This window comes from Citrobacter sp. RHBSTW-01044, assembly GCF_013781945.1.
Classification (GTDB): domain Bacteria; phylum Pseudomonadota; class Gammaproteobacteria; order Enterobacterales; family Enterobacteriaceae; genus Citrobacter; species Citrobacter braakii.
The window spans coordinates 3454601-3468739 of the sequence record NZ_CP056180.1 but is presented as its reverse complement, the minus strand read 5'-3'; the positions used below and the strand labels follow the sequence as shown (position 1 = coordinate 3468739).

16 protein-coding genes are annotated in these 14139 nt (G+C 51.2%); 4 read left to right on the top strand and 12 right to left on the bottom strand.

Annotated features, from left to right (window positions below):
* Positions 1-96 precede the first annotated feature (96 nt).
* Positions 97-1479 (bottom strand): anaerobic C4-dicarboxylate transporter DcuC, encoded by a 1383-nt coding sequence (gene dcuC, locus HV352_RS16935; RefSeq protein ID WP_016152227.1) that lies wholly within the window; start codon positions 1477-1479, stop codon positions 97-99.
* 451 nt (positions 1480-1930) lie between these two features.
* Between dcuC and pagP the strand changes: the two genes are divergently transcribed.
* Complete coding sequence (pagP, locus tag HV352_RS16930) at positions 1931-2494, top strand: lipid IV(A) palmitoyltransferase PagP (protein ID WP_016155963.1); 564 nt, start codon at positions 1931-1933, stop codon at positions 2492-2494.
* 189 nt (positions 2495-2683) lie between these two features.
* Positions 2684-2893, top strand: a complete 210-nt coding sequence (gene cspE / locus HV352_RS16925) for a transcription antiterminator/RNA stability regulator CspE (RefSeq protein WP_000034825.1) — start codon at positions 2684-2686, stop codon at positions 2891-2893.
* A 51-nt stretch (positions 2894-2944) separates the two neighbouring features.
* Here cspE and crcB read toward each other — a convergent pair whose 3' ends face one another.
* Positions 2945-3328: a fluoride efflux transporter CrcB gene (gene crcB, locus HV352_RS16920; protein WP_003831281.1), complete on the bottom strand. Its 384-nt coding sequence runs from the start codon at positions 3326-3328 to the stop codon at positions 2945-2947.
* A 90-nt stretch (positions 3329-3418) separates the two neighbouring features.
* Here crcB and HV352_RS16915 point away from each other — a divergent pair, with 90 nt between their 5' ends.
* Both HV352_RS16915 and tatE read left to right on the top strand, forming a co-directional pair.
* Complete coding sequence (locus HV352_RS16915) at positions 3419-4207, top strand: deaminated glutathione amidase (protein WP_019076256.1); 789 nt, start codon at positions 3419-3421, stop codon at positions 4205-4207.
* A 128-nt stretch (positions 4208-4335) separates the two neighbouring features.
* Positions 4336-4539 carry a twin-arginine translocase subunit TatE gene (gene tatE, locus HV352_RS16910; RefSeq protein ID WP_016152230.1) on the top strand — a complete coding sequence of 68 codons (204 nt, stop codon included), beginning with the start codon at positions 4336-4338 and terminating at the stop codon, positions 4537-4539.
* Between the two features lie 77 nt (positions 4540-4616).
* Here the strand turns inward: tatE and lipA are convergent, their stop codons facing one another.
* The 10 genes from lipA to HV352_RS16860 all read right to left on the bottom strand — a co-directional run bounded on the left by lipA (position 4617) and on the right by HV352_RS16860 (position 14072).
* Entirely contained in the window at positions 4617-5582 is a 966-nt protein-coding gene (gene lipA, locus HV352_RS16905; protein WP_003022702.1) for a lipoyl synthase, read from the bottom strand.
* A 206-nt stretch (positions 5583-5788) separates the two neighbouring features.
* Entirely contained in the window at positions 5789-6430 is a 642-nt protein-coding gene (gene lipB / locus HV352_RS16900; RefSeq protein ID WP_016155965.1) for a lipoyl(octanoyl) transferase LipB, read from the bottom strand.
* Between the two features lie 96 nt (positions 6431-6526).
* Entirely contained in the window at positions 6527-6790 is a 264-nt protein-coding gene (gene ybeD / locus HV352_RS16895; RefSeq protein ID WP_003022706.1) for a DUF493 family protein YbeD, read from the bottom strand.
* A 106-nt stretch (positions 6791-6896) separates the two neighbouring features.
* Complete coding sequence (gene dacA, locus HV352_RS16890) at positions 6897-8108, bottom strand: D-alanyl-D-alanine carboxypeptidase DacA (protein ID WP_003022711.1); 1212 nt, start codon at positions 8106-8108, stop codon at positions 6897-6899.
* A gap of 142 nt (positions 8109-8250) precedes the next feature.
* Positions 8251-9360 carry an endolytic peptidoglycan transglycosylase RlpA gene (gene rlpA / locus HV352_RS16885; RefSeq protein ID WP_016155966.1) on the bottom strand — a complete coding sequence of 370 codons (1110 nt, stop codon included), beginning with the start codon at positions 9358-9360 and terminating at the stop codon, positions 8251-8253.
* Positions 9361-9370: 10 nt separating this feature from the next.
* Positions 9371-10483 (bottom strand): peptidoglycan glycosyltransferase MrdB, encoded by a 1113-nt coding sequence (gene mrdB, locus HV352_RS16880; RefSeq protein WP_006685529.1) that lies wholly within the window; start codon positions 10481-10483, stop codon positions 9371-9373.
* A 2-nt stretch (positions 10484-10485) separates the two neighbouring features.
* Complete coding sequence (mrdA, locus tag HV352_RS16875) at positions 10486-12387, bottom strand: peptidoglycan DD-transpeptidase MrdA (RefSeq protein ID WP_016152233.1); 1902 nt, start codon at positions 12385-12387, stop codon at positions 10486-10488.
* A 30-nt stretch (positions 12388-12417) separates the two neighbouring features.
* Positions 12418-12885, bottom strand: coding sequence for a 23S rRNA (pseudouridine(1915)-N(3))-methyltransferase RlmH (gene rlmH / locus HV352_RS16870; protein WP_003022725.1), 468 nt, complete (start codon positions 12883-12885; stop codon positions 12418-12420).
* 3 nt (positions 12886-12888) lie between these two features.
* On the bottom strand, positions 12889-13206 hold the full coding sequence (gene rsfS / locus HV352_RS16865) for a ribosome silencing factor (protein ID WP_003022728.1): 318 nt from the start codon (positions 13204-13206) through the stop codon (positions 12889-12891).
* 254 nt (positions 13207-13460) lie between these two features.
* A complete protein-coding gene (locus HV352_RS16860; RefSeq protein WP_016155967.1) occupies positions 13461-14072 on the bottom strand; it encodes an adenosylcobalamin/alpha-ribazole phosphatase in 612 nt (203 codons plus the stop codon).
* Between the last annotated feature and the right edge of the window lie 67 nt (positions 14073-14139).

The window sequence follows — 14139 nt, the reverse complement described above, 5'->3', positions numbered from 1 at the left end:
CACATAATTATCTATGGTACTGGGGATGTCTTCACTTGCCACCTTGATGCAGCTTAAATGATTTTGCGTATCAAGGTCCGATACTGACAGTTATCGTTAACCGCCAATCAGGGCGGACGTCGCCGGCACCATCACTTCAGTTGCGATAATCACAACCAGCAGTCCAACCAGAACCGGAACCGAGGTACGTTTCACTACTTCGAACGGAGAGATCTTTGCCATCCCTGCGACAGCGACAACCACACCGGAGACCGGAGAGATTGTGCGTCCAAGGTTTGATGCCTGCAGCATCGGGATAGCAAGGTAAGCCGGGTTAATGCCAGAAGAGTGCGCCAGTTTTGGGATCATCTCAACGAAGGCATAGAACGGTGCGTTACCGGACCCCGTGGTCATTGCCGCCAGCATAGTCAGGATCACCAGTACCAGCATCAGAATAATGCTCGCGGAACCAAACGAGGTGGCGATAGAAATCAGACTCTGAATAAAGCCGATTGTGCTCAGACCCTGGGCAAAAACGCCCGCCGCGACTAACAGCATCACCACGTTAGCAAAGGCATCCGCCATACCACGGTAGGCGACTTCCAGACCCGAGAAAACCTTCTGGGTGTTGAATCCTCGTACGAACTCCAGTACAGCAGCGATGAGCATGCACAGCACCAGAATCGTAATGATATGCAGCTGTGGGCCCCATTTTCCATCGAAAATCAGGACGCCAACGATCGGGGTAAATGGCAAGATGGCGTAAAACGACGGGGCGGTAGTGGTAATTTCAGCCACATCTAACATTTCATGAGAAATGTTCTCTTTTTTATCCAGATAACGCTGCCAGAAAAAGTGGGCAATCGCCATAGCAATGATGGCGGCAATGGAAATTGGCAGCGTGGTTTTAAACGCGAAATCGATCAGCGGCATTTCCGCGGCTTTTGCAGCCAGCACTACATCACCGGATGTTGGCGAAAGAATAATAGCGGCTGGGGAGGCGCAAATGGCCGCTGCGGCGCCACGGCTAATCCCAACGTTAACCATGACCGGGAACAATGTCGCCATCAGCAATACGCCCAGACCGGTTGCTGAAGAGACCGCCAGGGACATCAGGCAGGCGACAAAATAGGCGGCAATCATAAGCAGATAAGGTGAATTAATATACTGCAGCGGCTTAGAGGCCAGCTTAACCACCATATCATTCGCGCCAATATGCGTCATGTAGGCGGCAAAACCACACAGCATCATAATCATCATGCCGAGATCGCCGCCACGGCTCATCAGCAAAATTTTAATATATTCAACAATGTCTGTTGCCGTATAGCCCGTTGTTGCTGCGCTAGACGGCAAAACTTTATGGCCCATCAACGCACTGATAATCAGCAAAACCAGACCGCCGACAAACAGTACGCCTGTCGCGGAATAACCTTTAATGATGTAGCGCGCTACACCCACAATAACCACAACCCCAATAAGGAGTTCAATAAATGTCAACATTGTTTCCCCTGTCGCATTGCTGCCCAGAAAGTTAAAAAACTAAAAAAAGTAAAAAGTGGTGACAGAATGTGCCTAATAAACCGATAACTCTTGCTGATTGAAATCAATAAAAATACGGATTCAAGCGATGGCTAAGCCGTTTTTTCAGCATCGCGATTAAAAAAAGAATATCACAATAAAAAACTGTGAAGCGCAGCGTTGGTGTGTGTGTTTTGTGGTGATATTGATGCTTTGTTGTTAATTTATTGTGAAGTTATTTAACTCTCGCCGCAGGAAAGCACAATTTATTGGCAATAAAGAGAAAATAGTTCCTATGAAATGGCTCAGTAAATAAAGGGATAGGTTATAGGCTGAGGAATATTCTGATTTTTTATTTGCGCATTTTTGTTAAGCTGACATTAAGGTTGGGTTTGCTAAAATTAATAATAAATCCCAGGATGGTAATTAAGTTGTGATTTTCGCTAAACGATATTTTCTCATTTTTTCATTTATTTTTATTCAGTTAGCTTTCACTTCCCAGGCTGCTGCTGAAGATAAAGGCTGGTTTGCTACTTTTAAAGATAATGTCAGTGAAACCTGGCAGCAGCCGGAACATTATGATCTGTATGTACCTGCTATTACCTGGCATGCGCGTTTTGCCTACGATAAAGAAAAAACGGATCGCTACAATGAACGGCCGTGGGGTGCAGGATTTGGTCAATCCCGTTGGGATGATAAAGGTAACTGGCACGGACTTTATATCATGGCGTTTAAGGATTCCTACAATAAATGGGAACCCATTGGCGGCTATGGCTGGGAAAAAACCTGGCGACCGCTGGCTGATGAAAACTTCCATACAGGTCTCGGCTTTACCGCCGGTTTCACCGCGCGTGATAACTGGAACTACATTCCGGTACCGGTGCTGTTACCGCTGGCATCAATTGGTTATGGTCCGGCAACGTTTCAGATGACCTACATTCCTGGAACGTATAACAACGGCAACGTCTACTTTGCGTGGATGCGGTTCCAGTTTTGATGAACTACCTGTATTGTCAGGTGGTTTATTGGAAAGTCTTTTAAAAACATAGTGATAGGAAGTTTAACTGAAAAATAACGCGACATTTATCACTTTTTGATAAAGTTCGACTGGACAAAGTGCACCACAATTGTTGTACTGATACCCGACACAGCATTTGTGTCTATTTTTCATGTAAAGGTAATTTTGATGTCTAAGATTAAAGGTAACGTTAAGTGGTTTAATGAGTCCAAAGGATTCGGTTTCATTACTCCGGAAGATGGCAGCAAAGATGTGTTCGTACACTTCTCTGCAATCCAGACCAATGGTTTTAAAACTCTGGCTGAAGGTCAGCGTGTAGAGTTCGAAATCACTAACGGTGCCAAAGGCCCTTCTGCTGCAAACGTAATCGCTCTGTAAGCATACGACAGCAAGCATTCAAAACCCGCTTAATTGCGGGTTTTTTTCGCTTCAATGTGCGGGAGAGGCAGATACCAACCAGAATGCCAGGGCGGTCATCGCGAATGATCCCAACAGATTAACCAGTACATTCACCATAGCCCAACCAAAGCGTCCTTCCTGCAGTAAAAACACTACCTCAGCAGAGAAAGTGGAAAACGTTGTCAGTCCCCCGCAAAAGCCAGTAGTAATCAGCACCTTCCACATTGGGTCAATATTTGTCATGCGATTAAACCATGCCAGACCCATACCAATGATAAATGCGCCAAGTAAGTTTGCAGCCAGCGTACCGAATGGAATGGCCTGATGCAGCGGGTTAAACCGCATACTCAACATCCATCTTGCTACGCTACCTGTGCCACCACCGATAAAAACCGCTAAAAGGAGTTGTAACACTGCGTAATCCTGCTATTTGATTGTATAGAGGGTGAGTGTAACGCTGAATAATTGTTGTTGGCGAGCTTAACAAAGTTTTCTGGAGGGAATATGTTCGTTGCAGCAGGGCAATTTGCCGTGGGACCTTCATGGGAAAAAAATGCAGAAACCTGCGCCTTACTGATGTCTCAGGCTGCAGGAGAGGGGGCGTCGCTACTGGTATTACCGGAGGCATTGCTGGCGCGTGACGATTTAGACCCTGACCTGTCAGTGAAATCAGCTCAGCTTTTGGAAGGTGGGTTTCTGACGCGTTTGTTGCGAGAAAGCGCACAAAATGAGATGACGACAATCCTGACGATTCATGTTCCCTCTGTGCCAGGCCGGGCATTTAACATGCTGGTGGCGCTACGGGCTGGTCGGGTAGTGGCCCATTACGCTAAATTACATCTCTATGACGCCTTTTCGATTCAGGAGTCACGTAATGTCGATGCAGGGGACGCCATAGCGCCGCTGCTGGACGTAGGCGGATTAAAAGTAGGGCTAATGACCTGCTATGACCTGCGCTTCCCTGAGCTGGCGCTGGCGCACGCGTTGCAGGGGGCTGAGATTCTCGTTTTACCTGCGGCTTGGGTGCGGGGATCGTTAAAAGAGCATCATTGGGCCACGCTTTTGGCGGCAAGAGCGCTGGATGCCACGTGTTATCTGGTTGCGGCTGGAGAATGCGGTAACAAGAATATCGGCCAAAGCCGGGTCATCGATCCCTTTGGCGTGACTATTGCGGCGGCGGCTGAAACGCCCGCGCTCATTATGGCCGAGGTTTCCGCCGAGCGGGTGAGGCAGGTCAGGGCACAACTTCCGGTGTTAAGTAACCGACGCTTTGCGCCACCGCAATTATTATGACGTTTTTTTAAACAAGGCTTGATTCACCTTGTTACAGATTGCTATTGTGTGCGCGCGTCGAAAGGCCGTTAATATTCTCAGGTTAATATGGCGCTTTATGTAGCCTGGTTTAAGTCAAGAAGGTATCTATGGGTGAGATTAGTATTACCAAACTGCTGGTGGTTGCCGCACTGGTTGTTCTGCTGTTTGGTACCAAGAAGTTACGTACTCTGGGTGGAGACCTGGGGACGGCAATCAAGGGCTTCAAGAAAGCAATGAACGACGATAATGCCGATGCCAAGAAAGAGGCTGATGGTAGCGTTCAGGCTGAGAAGCTTTCTCATAAAGAGTAATACTGCAAACTCTGCATGAAAAAAAACCGGCGATTTGCCGGTTTTTTATTGCTGATATGTAAGTGAGTATTACACGATTACTTCACTTCCAGCCCTTTGGCCTGCATGTCAGCATGGTATGAAGAGCGCACGAATGGACCGCAAGCAGCGTGGGTAAAGCCCATAGCCATGGCTTCTGCTTTCATCTCATCGAACTCATCCGGGCTTACATAGCGTTGAACCGGGAGGTGATGGCGGCTTGGCTGTAAATACTGCCCCAGCGTCAGCATGGTCACGCCATGGCTGCGCAGGTCGCGCATGACCTCAATGATTTCAGCATTAGTTTCACCCAGACCCACCATCAGACCCGATTTGGTCGGAATCTCCGGGTGCGCTTCCTTAAAGCGTTCCAGAAGCTTCAGCGACCAGTTGTAGTCAGCCCCAGGGCGTACATTACGATAAATACGCGGTACGTTTTCGAGGTTGTGGTTAAACACGTCCGGCGGTGTGGCTGTGAGGATATCCAGCGCGCGATCCATACGACCACGGAAGTCAGGCACCAGCGTTTCGATTTTAATCGACGGACTTTTCTCACGAATCGCGGTGATGCAGTCAGCAAAGTGCTGAGCGCCGCCGTCACGCAGATCGTCGCGGTCAACGGAGGTAATCACGACATAGCGCAGCGCCATGTCCGCAATCGTCTGAGCCAGTTTTAACGGCTCGTTGGCGTCAGGAGCAACCGGACGGCCATGGGCAACGTCACAGAATGGGCAACGGCGAGTACAGATTGCGCCGAGGATCATAAAGGTTGCTGTTCCGTGATTGAAACATTCAGCCAGGTTAGGGCAGGAAGCTTCTTCGCAGACAGAGTGCAGGCCATTTTTGCGCATTGCCGCTTTGATGCCCTGGATGCGAGTGGAGTCCGCTGGCAGTTTTATTTTCATCCATTCCGGTTTACGCAGCAGGGCTTCACGCTCTGTTGCCACATTTTTTACCGGGATAAGAGCCATCTTATCGGCATCGCGGTATTTAACACCGCGTTCCATCACAATGGGTTTACTCATAGCTTGCGTGTTCCAGTTGCGAATTACGAAGGAAAGCGTTTCAATTCAAGGGAATGTTGCATTTATCAACTATTTTTGAATTAGTGATACGCAGTATATCATTGAAACGGGCCAGAAAGCAGCCTGACAGGCTGGCAAAATGTAAAATAGTTGTTGTTTTGTGCCATTTGCCACAACATATGCCGTGGCAAAGTATGACCGTATTTTCAGCCCGCAATGTACTCGTGCGGTGGGTTACCCAACAGCGCGAAGATGTTGGCCAGCAGGCGGGGGCGAATGCTCTCGGTCGTGGCTGTGCTATCCCACTGCGATACTTTCGCCATCTCCATCCCGGCATAACCGCAAGGATTGATACGCAGGAAAGGCGACAAGTCCATATCCACGTTGAGCGCTAAGCCGTGAAATGAACATCCTTTACGGATACGTAATCCCAAAGAGCAGATTTTCTTCTCACCCACGTATACGCCAGGCGCATCGGCTCGCGGGTGGGCGTCAATGCCGATTTCGGCAAGGGTATTCACGACGGTTTGCTCCAGCAGCGTAACCAGTTCGCGAACGCCAAGTTTACGACGCTTCAGGTTCAACAGCACATACATGACCTGTTGGCCTGGCCCGTGGTAGGTTACCTGACCGCCACGATCGCTCTGGATCACCGGAATATCTCCCGGCATCAATACGTGCTCAGCTTTACCTGCCTGACCCTGGGTGAAGACAGGATAATGCTCTACCAGCCAGATTTCATCATGACTGTTTTCATCACGGGTATCGGTAAATTCATGCATGGCCAGAGAGACTGGCTCGTAAGGTTGAAGACCGAGCTGGCGGACCAGAATTTTATCCTGATACAAAACGGCATCTCCGTAGAGAATGTTAAAGAGGGGAAAAGTATATCACAGGGGGGAGGGGTTACCCGAGCGGGGATGCAGCGGGTAACCGACAGGTTTTTACAGCACCATGCGTACGATATCGATATTGCCTAATTCTTCGTACAGCGTTTCAACCTGCTCAATGTGTGTAGCAGTGATGGTGATTGAGACCGAGTGGTAGTTGCCTTTGCTGCTCGGTTTTACCGTCGGAGAGTAATCACCTGGCGCATGGCGCTGTACCACTTCAACCACCTGATCAACCAGCTCAGGCAACGCCTGCCCCATTACTTTGTAAGTAAATGGAGTAGGGAATTCAAGCAGTTCGTTAAGTTTGGTTTTCATGTCAGCTCCGGCGTTACATCAAAAAATAATAACTCCCACTGCGCGTGGGAGTTATCTGGATACCTAGTATATGGGGACGTAAATCACACTTTCAAGTGTTCGATTTTTAGCCAAACCAGTGATGGAACATTAATTTAATGTAATCAATGATTTTCCCAAAGAAGTTGCCTTCAGGGATTTCCTGCAGCACCACCAGCGGGCGCTGTTCAATGGTTTTGCCATCCAACTGGAAGTTGATAGTGCCGACAACCTGGTTTTTCTGCAGCGGGGCGTGCAGTTCAGTGGTGTTCAACACATAGCTGGCTTTCAGGTCTTTCATGCGGCCGCGCGGAATGGTCAGGTAGACGTCTTTATCAACGCCTAACGACGCACGATCGGTGTTACCAAACCAGGCGGGTTCTGAGGCAAATTCTTTACCCACTTTCAACGGGTTCACGGTTTCGAAGAAACGGAAGCCCCAGGTCAGCAGTTTTTTACTTTCGGTTTCTCGGCCTTTATAGGTGCGACCACCCATAACGGCGGAGATCAGACGCATCTGGCCTTCGGTTGCGGATGCAACGAGGTTATAGCCAGCCTTATCGGTGTGACCGGTTTTGATACCGTCGACATTCAGGCTGTTATCCCACAGCAGGCCGTTGCGGTTTAACTGACGAATGCCGTTAAAGGTGAACTCTTTTTCTTTATAGATAGAGTATTCGTTAGGCACGTCGCGAATCAGAGCCTGACCAATCATCGCCATGTCGCGAGCCGAGCTGTACTGACCGTCAGCATCGAGACCATGAACGGTCTGGAAGTGGGTGTTTTTCAGGCCCAGCGCATTCACATAGCTGTTCATCAGGCCGACGAAAGCATCCTGGCTACCGGCTGCGAAGTCTGCCATCGCCACGCACGCGTCGTTTCCGGATTGCAGGTTAATACCACGGATCAGCTGAGAAACAGGAACCTGCATGCCTGGCTTGAGGAACATCAGCGATGAACCTTTGAAGACCGGGTTGCCCGTAGCCCATGCGTCATTGCCGACGGTGACCAGATCGGTTTCTTTGAATTTCCCGGCTTTCATCGCCTGGCCGATGACGTAGCTGGTCATCATTTTGGTCAGGCTGGCGGGGTCGCGGCGAGTGTCAGCGTTCTGTTCTGCCAGAACTTTACCTGAATTGTAATCAATCAGGATATACGACTCCGCATCGATCTGCGGAACACCCGGGATCATGGTTTTAATATTCAGGTCATCGGCATGGGCAGCAGAGAGAGAGGCTGCGCAGAGAGCCGCGGTGAGCGCCATACGCTGCACGAAACGAGCGGAAAAAGTGGTCTTCATGGTCTGAACTACGACGTCCGTGATGAAATTAAAAAAAGTGCCCTACTATAGCAAATGCATAACTGGCAGGCATCTGACTTTCCGCGTGACTTTGTTAATGTCATTTACAGAAACTGACAGTTCAGATACCTGATTTACGTTATTACACGCCGGTGATGAAGGACTGTAATTGCGCCTCGGATTGAAGACGCTGCTGCAATGTGGAGGCTTCAGCTTTGCTGGCAAACGGCCCCATCTGGATACGCCAGACTGCGCCGTTTTGTACCACCCGGCCAGGAACGCCAAACTGCTGGCTTAAACGCTTTTGATACTGCTGCGCGCGCGACTGCTCGCTGACTGCGCCAACCTGAACCACATAGCGTCCGTTGGCAGTTGCCGCAGGCGCAGGGGCTGTGACGGCTGCTGGGGTTGCTGCCGGCGCGGTTGACGTGACCGGTGCGGTGGTTGTCGATTGCGGTGCCGGAGTCGGCTCGCTGCTTTCCAGCACGCCTGATGCGAGCGTGGTTGGCGCACCGAGGAATCCACTGCTGTTTACTGGCGCACCGGTTGGGTCATCGCTTTTCAGCGTGGAATTGCTGATCGGACGAATATCGCCTTGCGGCTGACCTGCATCCGATGGCGAAGGCATGCTTCCCATATTGCCGCCACCGCTTAAATCAGGACGCGCAGGCAAGGCATAAGTTTGTTTCGCGACCGTGGTACAAGCCATACCCGGTCCGGACAATGAACCATCCTGGGCGACGATGATTGGGTCGATACGCACTTTAGTGTTGTTGGAGGTGTTCAGACGATCGGCTGCGGCGCGCGAAAGTGAAATCACGCGATCGTTGCCATAAGGCCCGCGATCGTTAATGCGCACGACGATCATCCTGCCGTTCGCCAGATTGGTAATTCTGGCATAGCTGGGGACAGGCAGCGTCGGATGCGCAGCGGTCAGCTGCATCGGGTCGAACGCTTCGCCAGACGCGGTTAAGTTGCTTCCTGGTTCCGCATCATAGATAGCGGCAAGTCCGGCCTGGCTAAAGCGGGAGGGATCCTGCACGATTTTGTAGCTTTTACCATCACGCTGGTAGTCCTGATTCGCCGTTGGGTTCAGGGGTTCAAAGCGCGGATCGGCCCCGCTGATTTCAACAATCGGACCATTACACACCGCAGGCTGCGGCGCGACAGCAACCTGTTGCTGACCATCATCACTCGAACACGCCGCGAGCATTCCTGCTGCGATGCAGATACCAAGCCACTGCTTACGCATTGCGTACCCCTTACACGCTTTTCGACAACATTTTTCTATGGGTGTGGATCGACATAACAATCCCGAACCCGGCCATCAGCACGATAAGTGCCGAGCCTCCGTAACTGACCAGTGGGAGTGGAACCCCAACCACGGGCAGAATACCGCTCACCATACCAATATTTACGAAGACATAAACGAATAATATCAACATTAAGCCACCCGCCATGACGCGACCAAAGGTAGTTTGCGCGCGGGCAGCGATCCATAATCCGCGCATAATCAGCAAAATGTAGAGCGTCAACAGAATCAAGATCCCCACCAGACCCAGCTCTTCCGCTAAGACAGCAAAGATAAAGTCGGTGTGGCGTTCGGGTAAAAACTCAAGCTGCGATTGTGTACCATGCAGCCAGCCTTTGCCGCGTAACCCGCCGGAGCCAATAGCAATTTTAGACTGAATTATGTGATAACCCGCGCCCAGCGGATCGGTTTCCGGGTCGAGCAGCATCATGACGCGCTGACGCTGGTAATCATGCATCAAGAAGAACCACAGTATCGGGATAAACGCCGCGACCAGAACCACCGCAACGCCGATTAAGCGCCAGCTCAAACCAGAAAGGAACAAGACAAACAGACCGGAAAGGGCGACCAGAATTGAAGTGCCGAGGTCTGGTTGGGCGGCGACCAGCAGCGTGGGCATAAAAATCAGCACCAGCGCAATGGCGGTATTTTTTAGCGATGGTGGGCAAACGTCACGGTTAATAAAGCGCGCAACCATCAGCGGCACGGCGATTTTGGCAATTTCAGAAGGCTGAAAACGCACGATACCCAAATCCAGCCAGCGCTGCGCACCTTTGGAAATGGCGCCGAAGGCGTCTACCGCCACCAACAGAATGATGCAAAAGATATAGAGATAGGGCGCCCAGCCCTCATACACCCGGGGGGGAATTTGCGCCATCACTACCATGATGACCAGGCCCATTGCGATCTGGCCGACTTTGCGCTCCATCATGCCAATATCCTGGCCGCTGGCGCTCCAGATGACCAGTGAGCTGTAAACCAGCAGAGCCAGCAAAATAAGCAACATTGTGGGATCTATGTGGATTTTGTCCCAGAATGTTTTTTTGTTCGGATTATCCGTCACGATTATTGGTCCTCCGCTGCTGCAACCGCTGGGTTTTCCGCAGGCAGATTGGTGTTGTTGTCGCCCAACATAATATGGTCAAGGATCTGGCGCATAATGGTACCCACCGCCGGACCCGCACCGCCGTTTTCAAGGATCATGGCGACAGCGACCTGGGGTTTATCATAGGGGGCGAAGGCCGTCATCAGCTTGTGGTCACGTAAACGCTCGGCGATCTTATGCGCGTTATAGGTTTCATTAGCTTTCAGGCCAAAGACCTGCGCGGTACCGGATTTCGCCGCAATTTTGTAAGGCGCGCCAGCAAAATACTTATGCGCAGTTCCGTTAGGGCGGTTCGCAACACCGTACATACCGTCTTTCGCGATTTCCCAGTAACCAGAATGAATATCGCCAACGGGTGGTTCGTGTGGCTGTACCCACGGCACCTGCTTGCCGTTTTCTGCCGTGCTCATCAGCAGATGCGGGACTTTTATCAAACCGTCGTTGATAAGGATCATCAGCGCTTTACTCATCTGGATTGGGGTTGCTGTCCAGTAACCCTGGCCGATGCCGACGGGAATGGTATCACCCTGATACCATGGCTTTTTAAACCGTTTTTGCTTCCACTCGCGGGTTGGCATATTGCCGGAGCGCTCTTCGGCAAGATCGATGCCCGTATATTTGCCGTAGCCAAATTTGCTCATCCACTCTGAAAGCCGGTCAATCCCCATATCATAGGCGATTTGATAGAAAAACGTATCCGCGGACTCTTCCAGTGAGCGGGTGATGTTCAGATGGCCGTGCCCCCACTTTTTCCAGTCGCGGTAACGTTTTTCAGAGCCCGGTAGCTGCCACCAGCCCGGATCGAACAGGCCGGTATTGCGGGTGATGACGCCTGCGCTTAACGCAGAAACCGCAACGTAAGGTTTAACCGTCGAAGCAGGGGGGTAAACACCCTGTGTGGCGCGGTTAACCAAGGGGGTGTTCGGGTCATTGAGCAACCCGGAGTAATCTTTACTGGAGATACCATCCACGAACAGATTCGGGTCATAGCTCGGCATAGATACCAGCGCCAGAACGCCACCGGTACGCGGGTCGGTAACCACCACGGCGGCACGACTGCCCGCCAGCAGCGTTTCAATATACTGCTGGAGTTTCAAATCAAGGGTGAGATAGATATCGTGCCCGGCCTGCGGCGCTACTTCTTTCAGCTGGCGAATGACGCGGCCGCGGTTGTTCACTTCAACTTCTTCATACCCGGTTTGGCCGTGAAGCACGTCCTCATAATAACGTTCAATACCCAGCTTGCCGATGTCATGCGTTGCCGCGTAGTTAGCCAGTTTGCCGTCTTTGTCCAGGCGGTCTACGTCTTTATCGTTGATCTTCGATACGTAGCCAATTACGTGGGTCAGCGCAGAGCCGTATGGGTAATAGCGGCGTTTATAGCCTTTAACTTCGACCCCAGGAAAGCGATATTGATTCACGGCAAAGCGTGCGACCTGAACTTCAGTCAGGTTGGTTTTTACCGGAATTGAGGTGAAACGGTGTGAACGGGCGCGCTCTTTTTTAAAGGCAGCAATATCGTCGTCCGTCAGGTCTACGACGTTACGCAGCGCGTCGAGGGTATCCTGAATGTTGTCTACCTTTTCCGGCATCATTTCTATCTGATAAATGGTGCGGTTAAGGGCGAGAGGAATTCCGTTGCGGTCATAAATGATGCCGCGACTCGGCGCGATAGGCACCAGTTTGATGCGGTTTTCGTTCGAACGGGTCTGATAATCAGTGAAGCGAACGATTTGCAGATTATAAAGGTTGGCGATCAGCACGCCGGTTAGCAGCAAAATCCCCAAAAAAGCGACCAGCGCCCGGCGCACAAACAGCGCGGACTCAGCCGAATAGTCGCGAAAAGAATTCTGTAGTTTCATCCGCTGCTTAATCTACTCAAGAATCAATGATCACTCACGGTGATAAGGATGGTTGGTGGTAATGCTCCACGCCCTGTACAGACTCTCCGCAACCAGAACCCGAACAAGAGGGTGTGGAAGGGTTAATGCAGAGAGTGACCAGCTTTGTTCCGCTGCGGCTTTACAGGCAGGAGAGAGACCTTCCGGCCCGCCAATTAACAGACTGACGTCACGACCGTCCAGTTTCCAGCGCTCCAGTTCGGTCGCCAGCTGCGGCGTGTCCCAGGGTTTACCCGGGATATCAAGGGTGACGATGCGGTTTTTGCCTGCGGCAGCCAGCATCTGCTCACCCTCTTTGTCGAGAATGCGTTTAATGTCCGCGTTCTTGCCGCGCTTTCCTGCCGGGATTTCGATCAGCTCAAAGGGCATATCTTTCGGAAACCGACGGAGATACTCGGTAAATCCGGTTTGTACCCAGTCAGGCATTTTCGTACCCACAGCGACAAGTTGCAGCTTCACGCATTAACTCCAGAGTTTTTCCAGTTCATACAGGCGACGACTCTCTTCCTGCATCACGTGGACAATCACATCGCCGAGGTCAACGACGATCCAGTCAGCGACGTTCTCGCCTTCCACGCCGAGCGGCAGCAGGCCAGCAGTGCGGGACTCCTGGACCACGTGGTCTGCAATAGACATAACGTGACGGCTGGATGTACCGGTGCAGATAATCATGCAATCAGTGATGCTGGATTTGCCCTGAACGTCTAAGGCGATGATGTCTTGACCTTTCAGGTCATCAATTTTGTCGATTACAAAATCCTGGAGTGCTTTACCCTGCAAGTGTTCCCCCTGGGTGAAAAGAGTTAAAAACGTCTGTTAGTATACCTGAACCAGAGGCGATATCGGGACAAATGTCTCCGAATGCGCTTGTGAAGTGCGCTATCATCCCACCCCACGCCACAGAATGCATCGCCATTTTTGTAAAACAATTTCTGCAAAGCTCTGAAGGGCGGGAAAAGTCAGGCTGCGGAGAATAACAGCCTGTCATGGGGTGTCAATGGGAGAGAGGCCCTTCGGCATAAAAAACAGCGCTTTCACTCCCCGTCGCGCCATACGGCCCGGCTGTTAAGCACTTTCAGAACCGCAAAATCGTCACAAAAATCAATTGCGCTCCAGCAGCCTTGTTCGACGCGGAAATGCCACATTGCCGCAGCGGGCATGGACAGCAGACGGGCGATCAACACGCTCAGCACGCCTTGATGACTCACCACCAGCAGATTTTGGCACGCTTTATAATCAGCAAGCTGGGCAATGAAACGTTCCACTCGCTGGGAAAACGTCTGAAAACCTTCGCCATTGGTGGGCGTCGCATTCTGCCAGTCGTTACACCACACGGCGTAATTTTCGGCGTCTTCGCGCGCCAGATCGCGATGGTGACGCATTTCCCAGTCACCAAAAAACATCTCATTAAGCTCAGGCATGTTGCGCACAGGAACTTCACGTTCTGCCAGAATCAACTGCGTTGTATGGCGGGCGCGTTCCAGTTCGCTGCACAGAACGTTGTCGACAGGGACATTGCGTAACAGCGTACCCAGCGTTTGTGCCTGAGCGATCCCCCGTTCCGTTAGCGGTGTGGGGGCGTGGCCGCTATATAAACCAGCGACATTGGCTTCGGTTTCGCCATGACGTACTAACCAGAGTCTCATGTTTTCCTCGTGAGGCTATTCGCACAAAATATGATGTTTGCCCTGATTGCGCAGTGATTTTTCACTA

Bases quoted from the DNA above. Each gene is read 5' to 3' on its own strand.
- dcuC (WP_016152227.1), bottom strand. From the start codon at position 1,479: ATGTTGACATTTATTGAACTCCTTATTGGGGTTGTGGTTATTGTGGGT.
- cspE (WP_000034825.1), top strand. From the start codon at position 2,684: ATGTCTAAGATTAAAGGTAACGTTAAGTGGTTTAATGAGTCCAAAGGA.
- HV352_RS16915 (WP_019076256.1), top strand. From the start codon at position 3,419: ATGTTCGTTGCAGCAGGGCAATTTGCCGTGGGACCTTCATGGGAAAAA.
- tatE (WP_016152230.1), top strand. From the start codon at position 4,336: ATGGGTGAGATTAGTATTACCAAACTGCTGGTGGTTGCCGCACTGGTT.
- lipA (WP_003022702.1), bottom strand. From the start codon at position 5,582: ATGAGTAAACCCATTGTGATGGAACGCGGTGTTAAATACCGCGATGCC.
- ybeD (WP_003022706.1), bottom strand. From the start codon at position 6,790: ATGAAAACCAAACTTAACGAACTGCTTGAATTCCCTACTCCATTTACT.
- dacA (WP_003022711.1), bottom strand. From the start codon at position 8,108: ATGAAGACCACTTTTTCCGCTCGTTTCGTGCAGCGTATGGCGCTCACC.
- rlpA (WP_016155966.1), bottom strand. From the start codon at position 9,360: ATGCGTAAGCAGTGGCTTGGTATCTGCATCGCAGCAGGAATGCTCGCG.
- mrdA (WP_016152233.1), bottom strand. From the start codon at position 12,387: ATGAAACTACAGAATTCTTTTCGCGACTATTCGGCTGAGTCCGCGCTG.
- HV352_RS16860 (WP_016155967.1), bottom strand. From the start codon at position 14,072: ATGAGACTCTGGTTAGTACGTCATGGCGAAACCGAAGCCAATGTCGCT.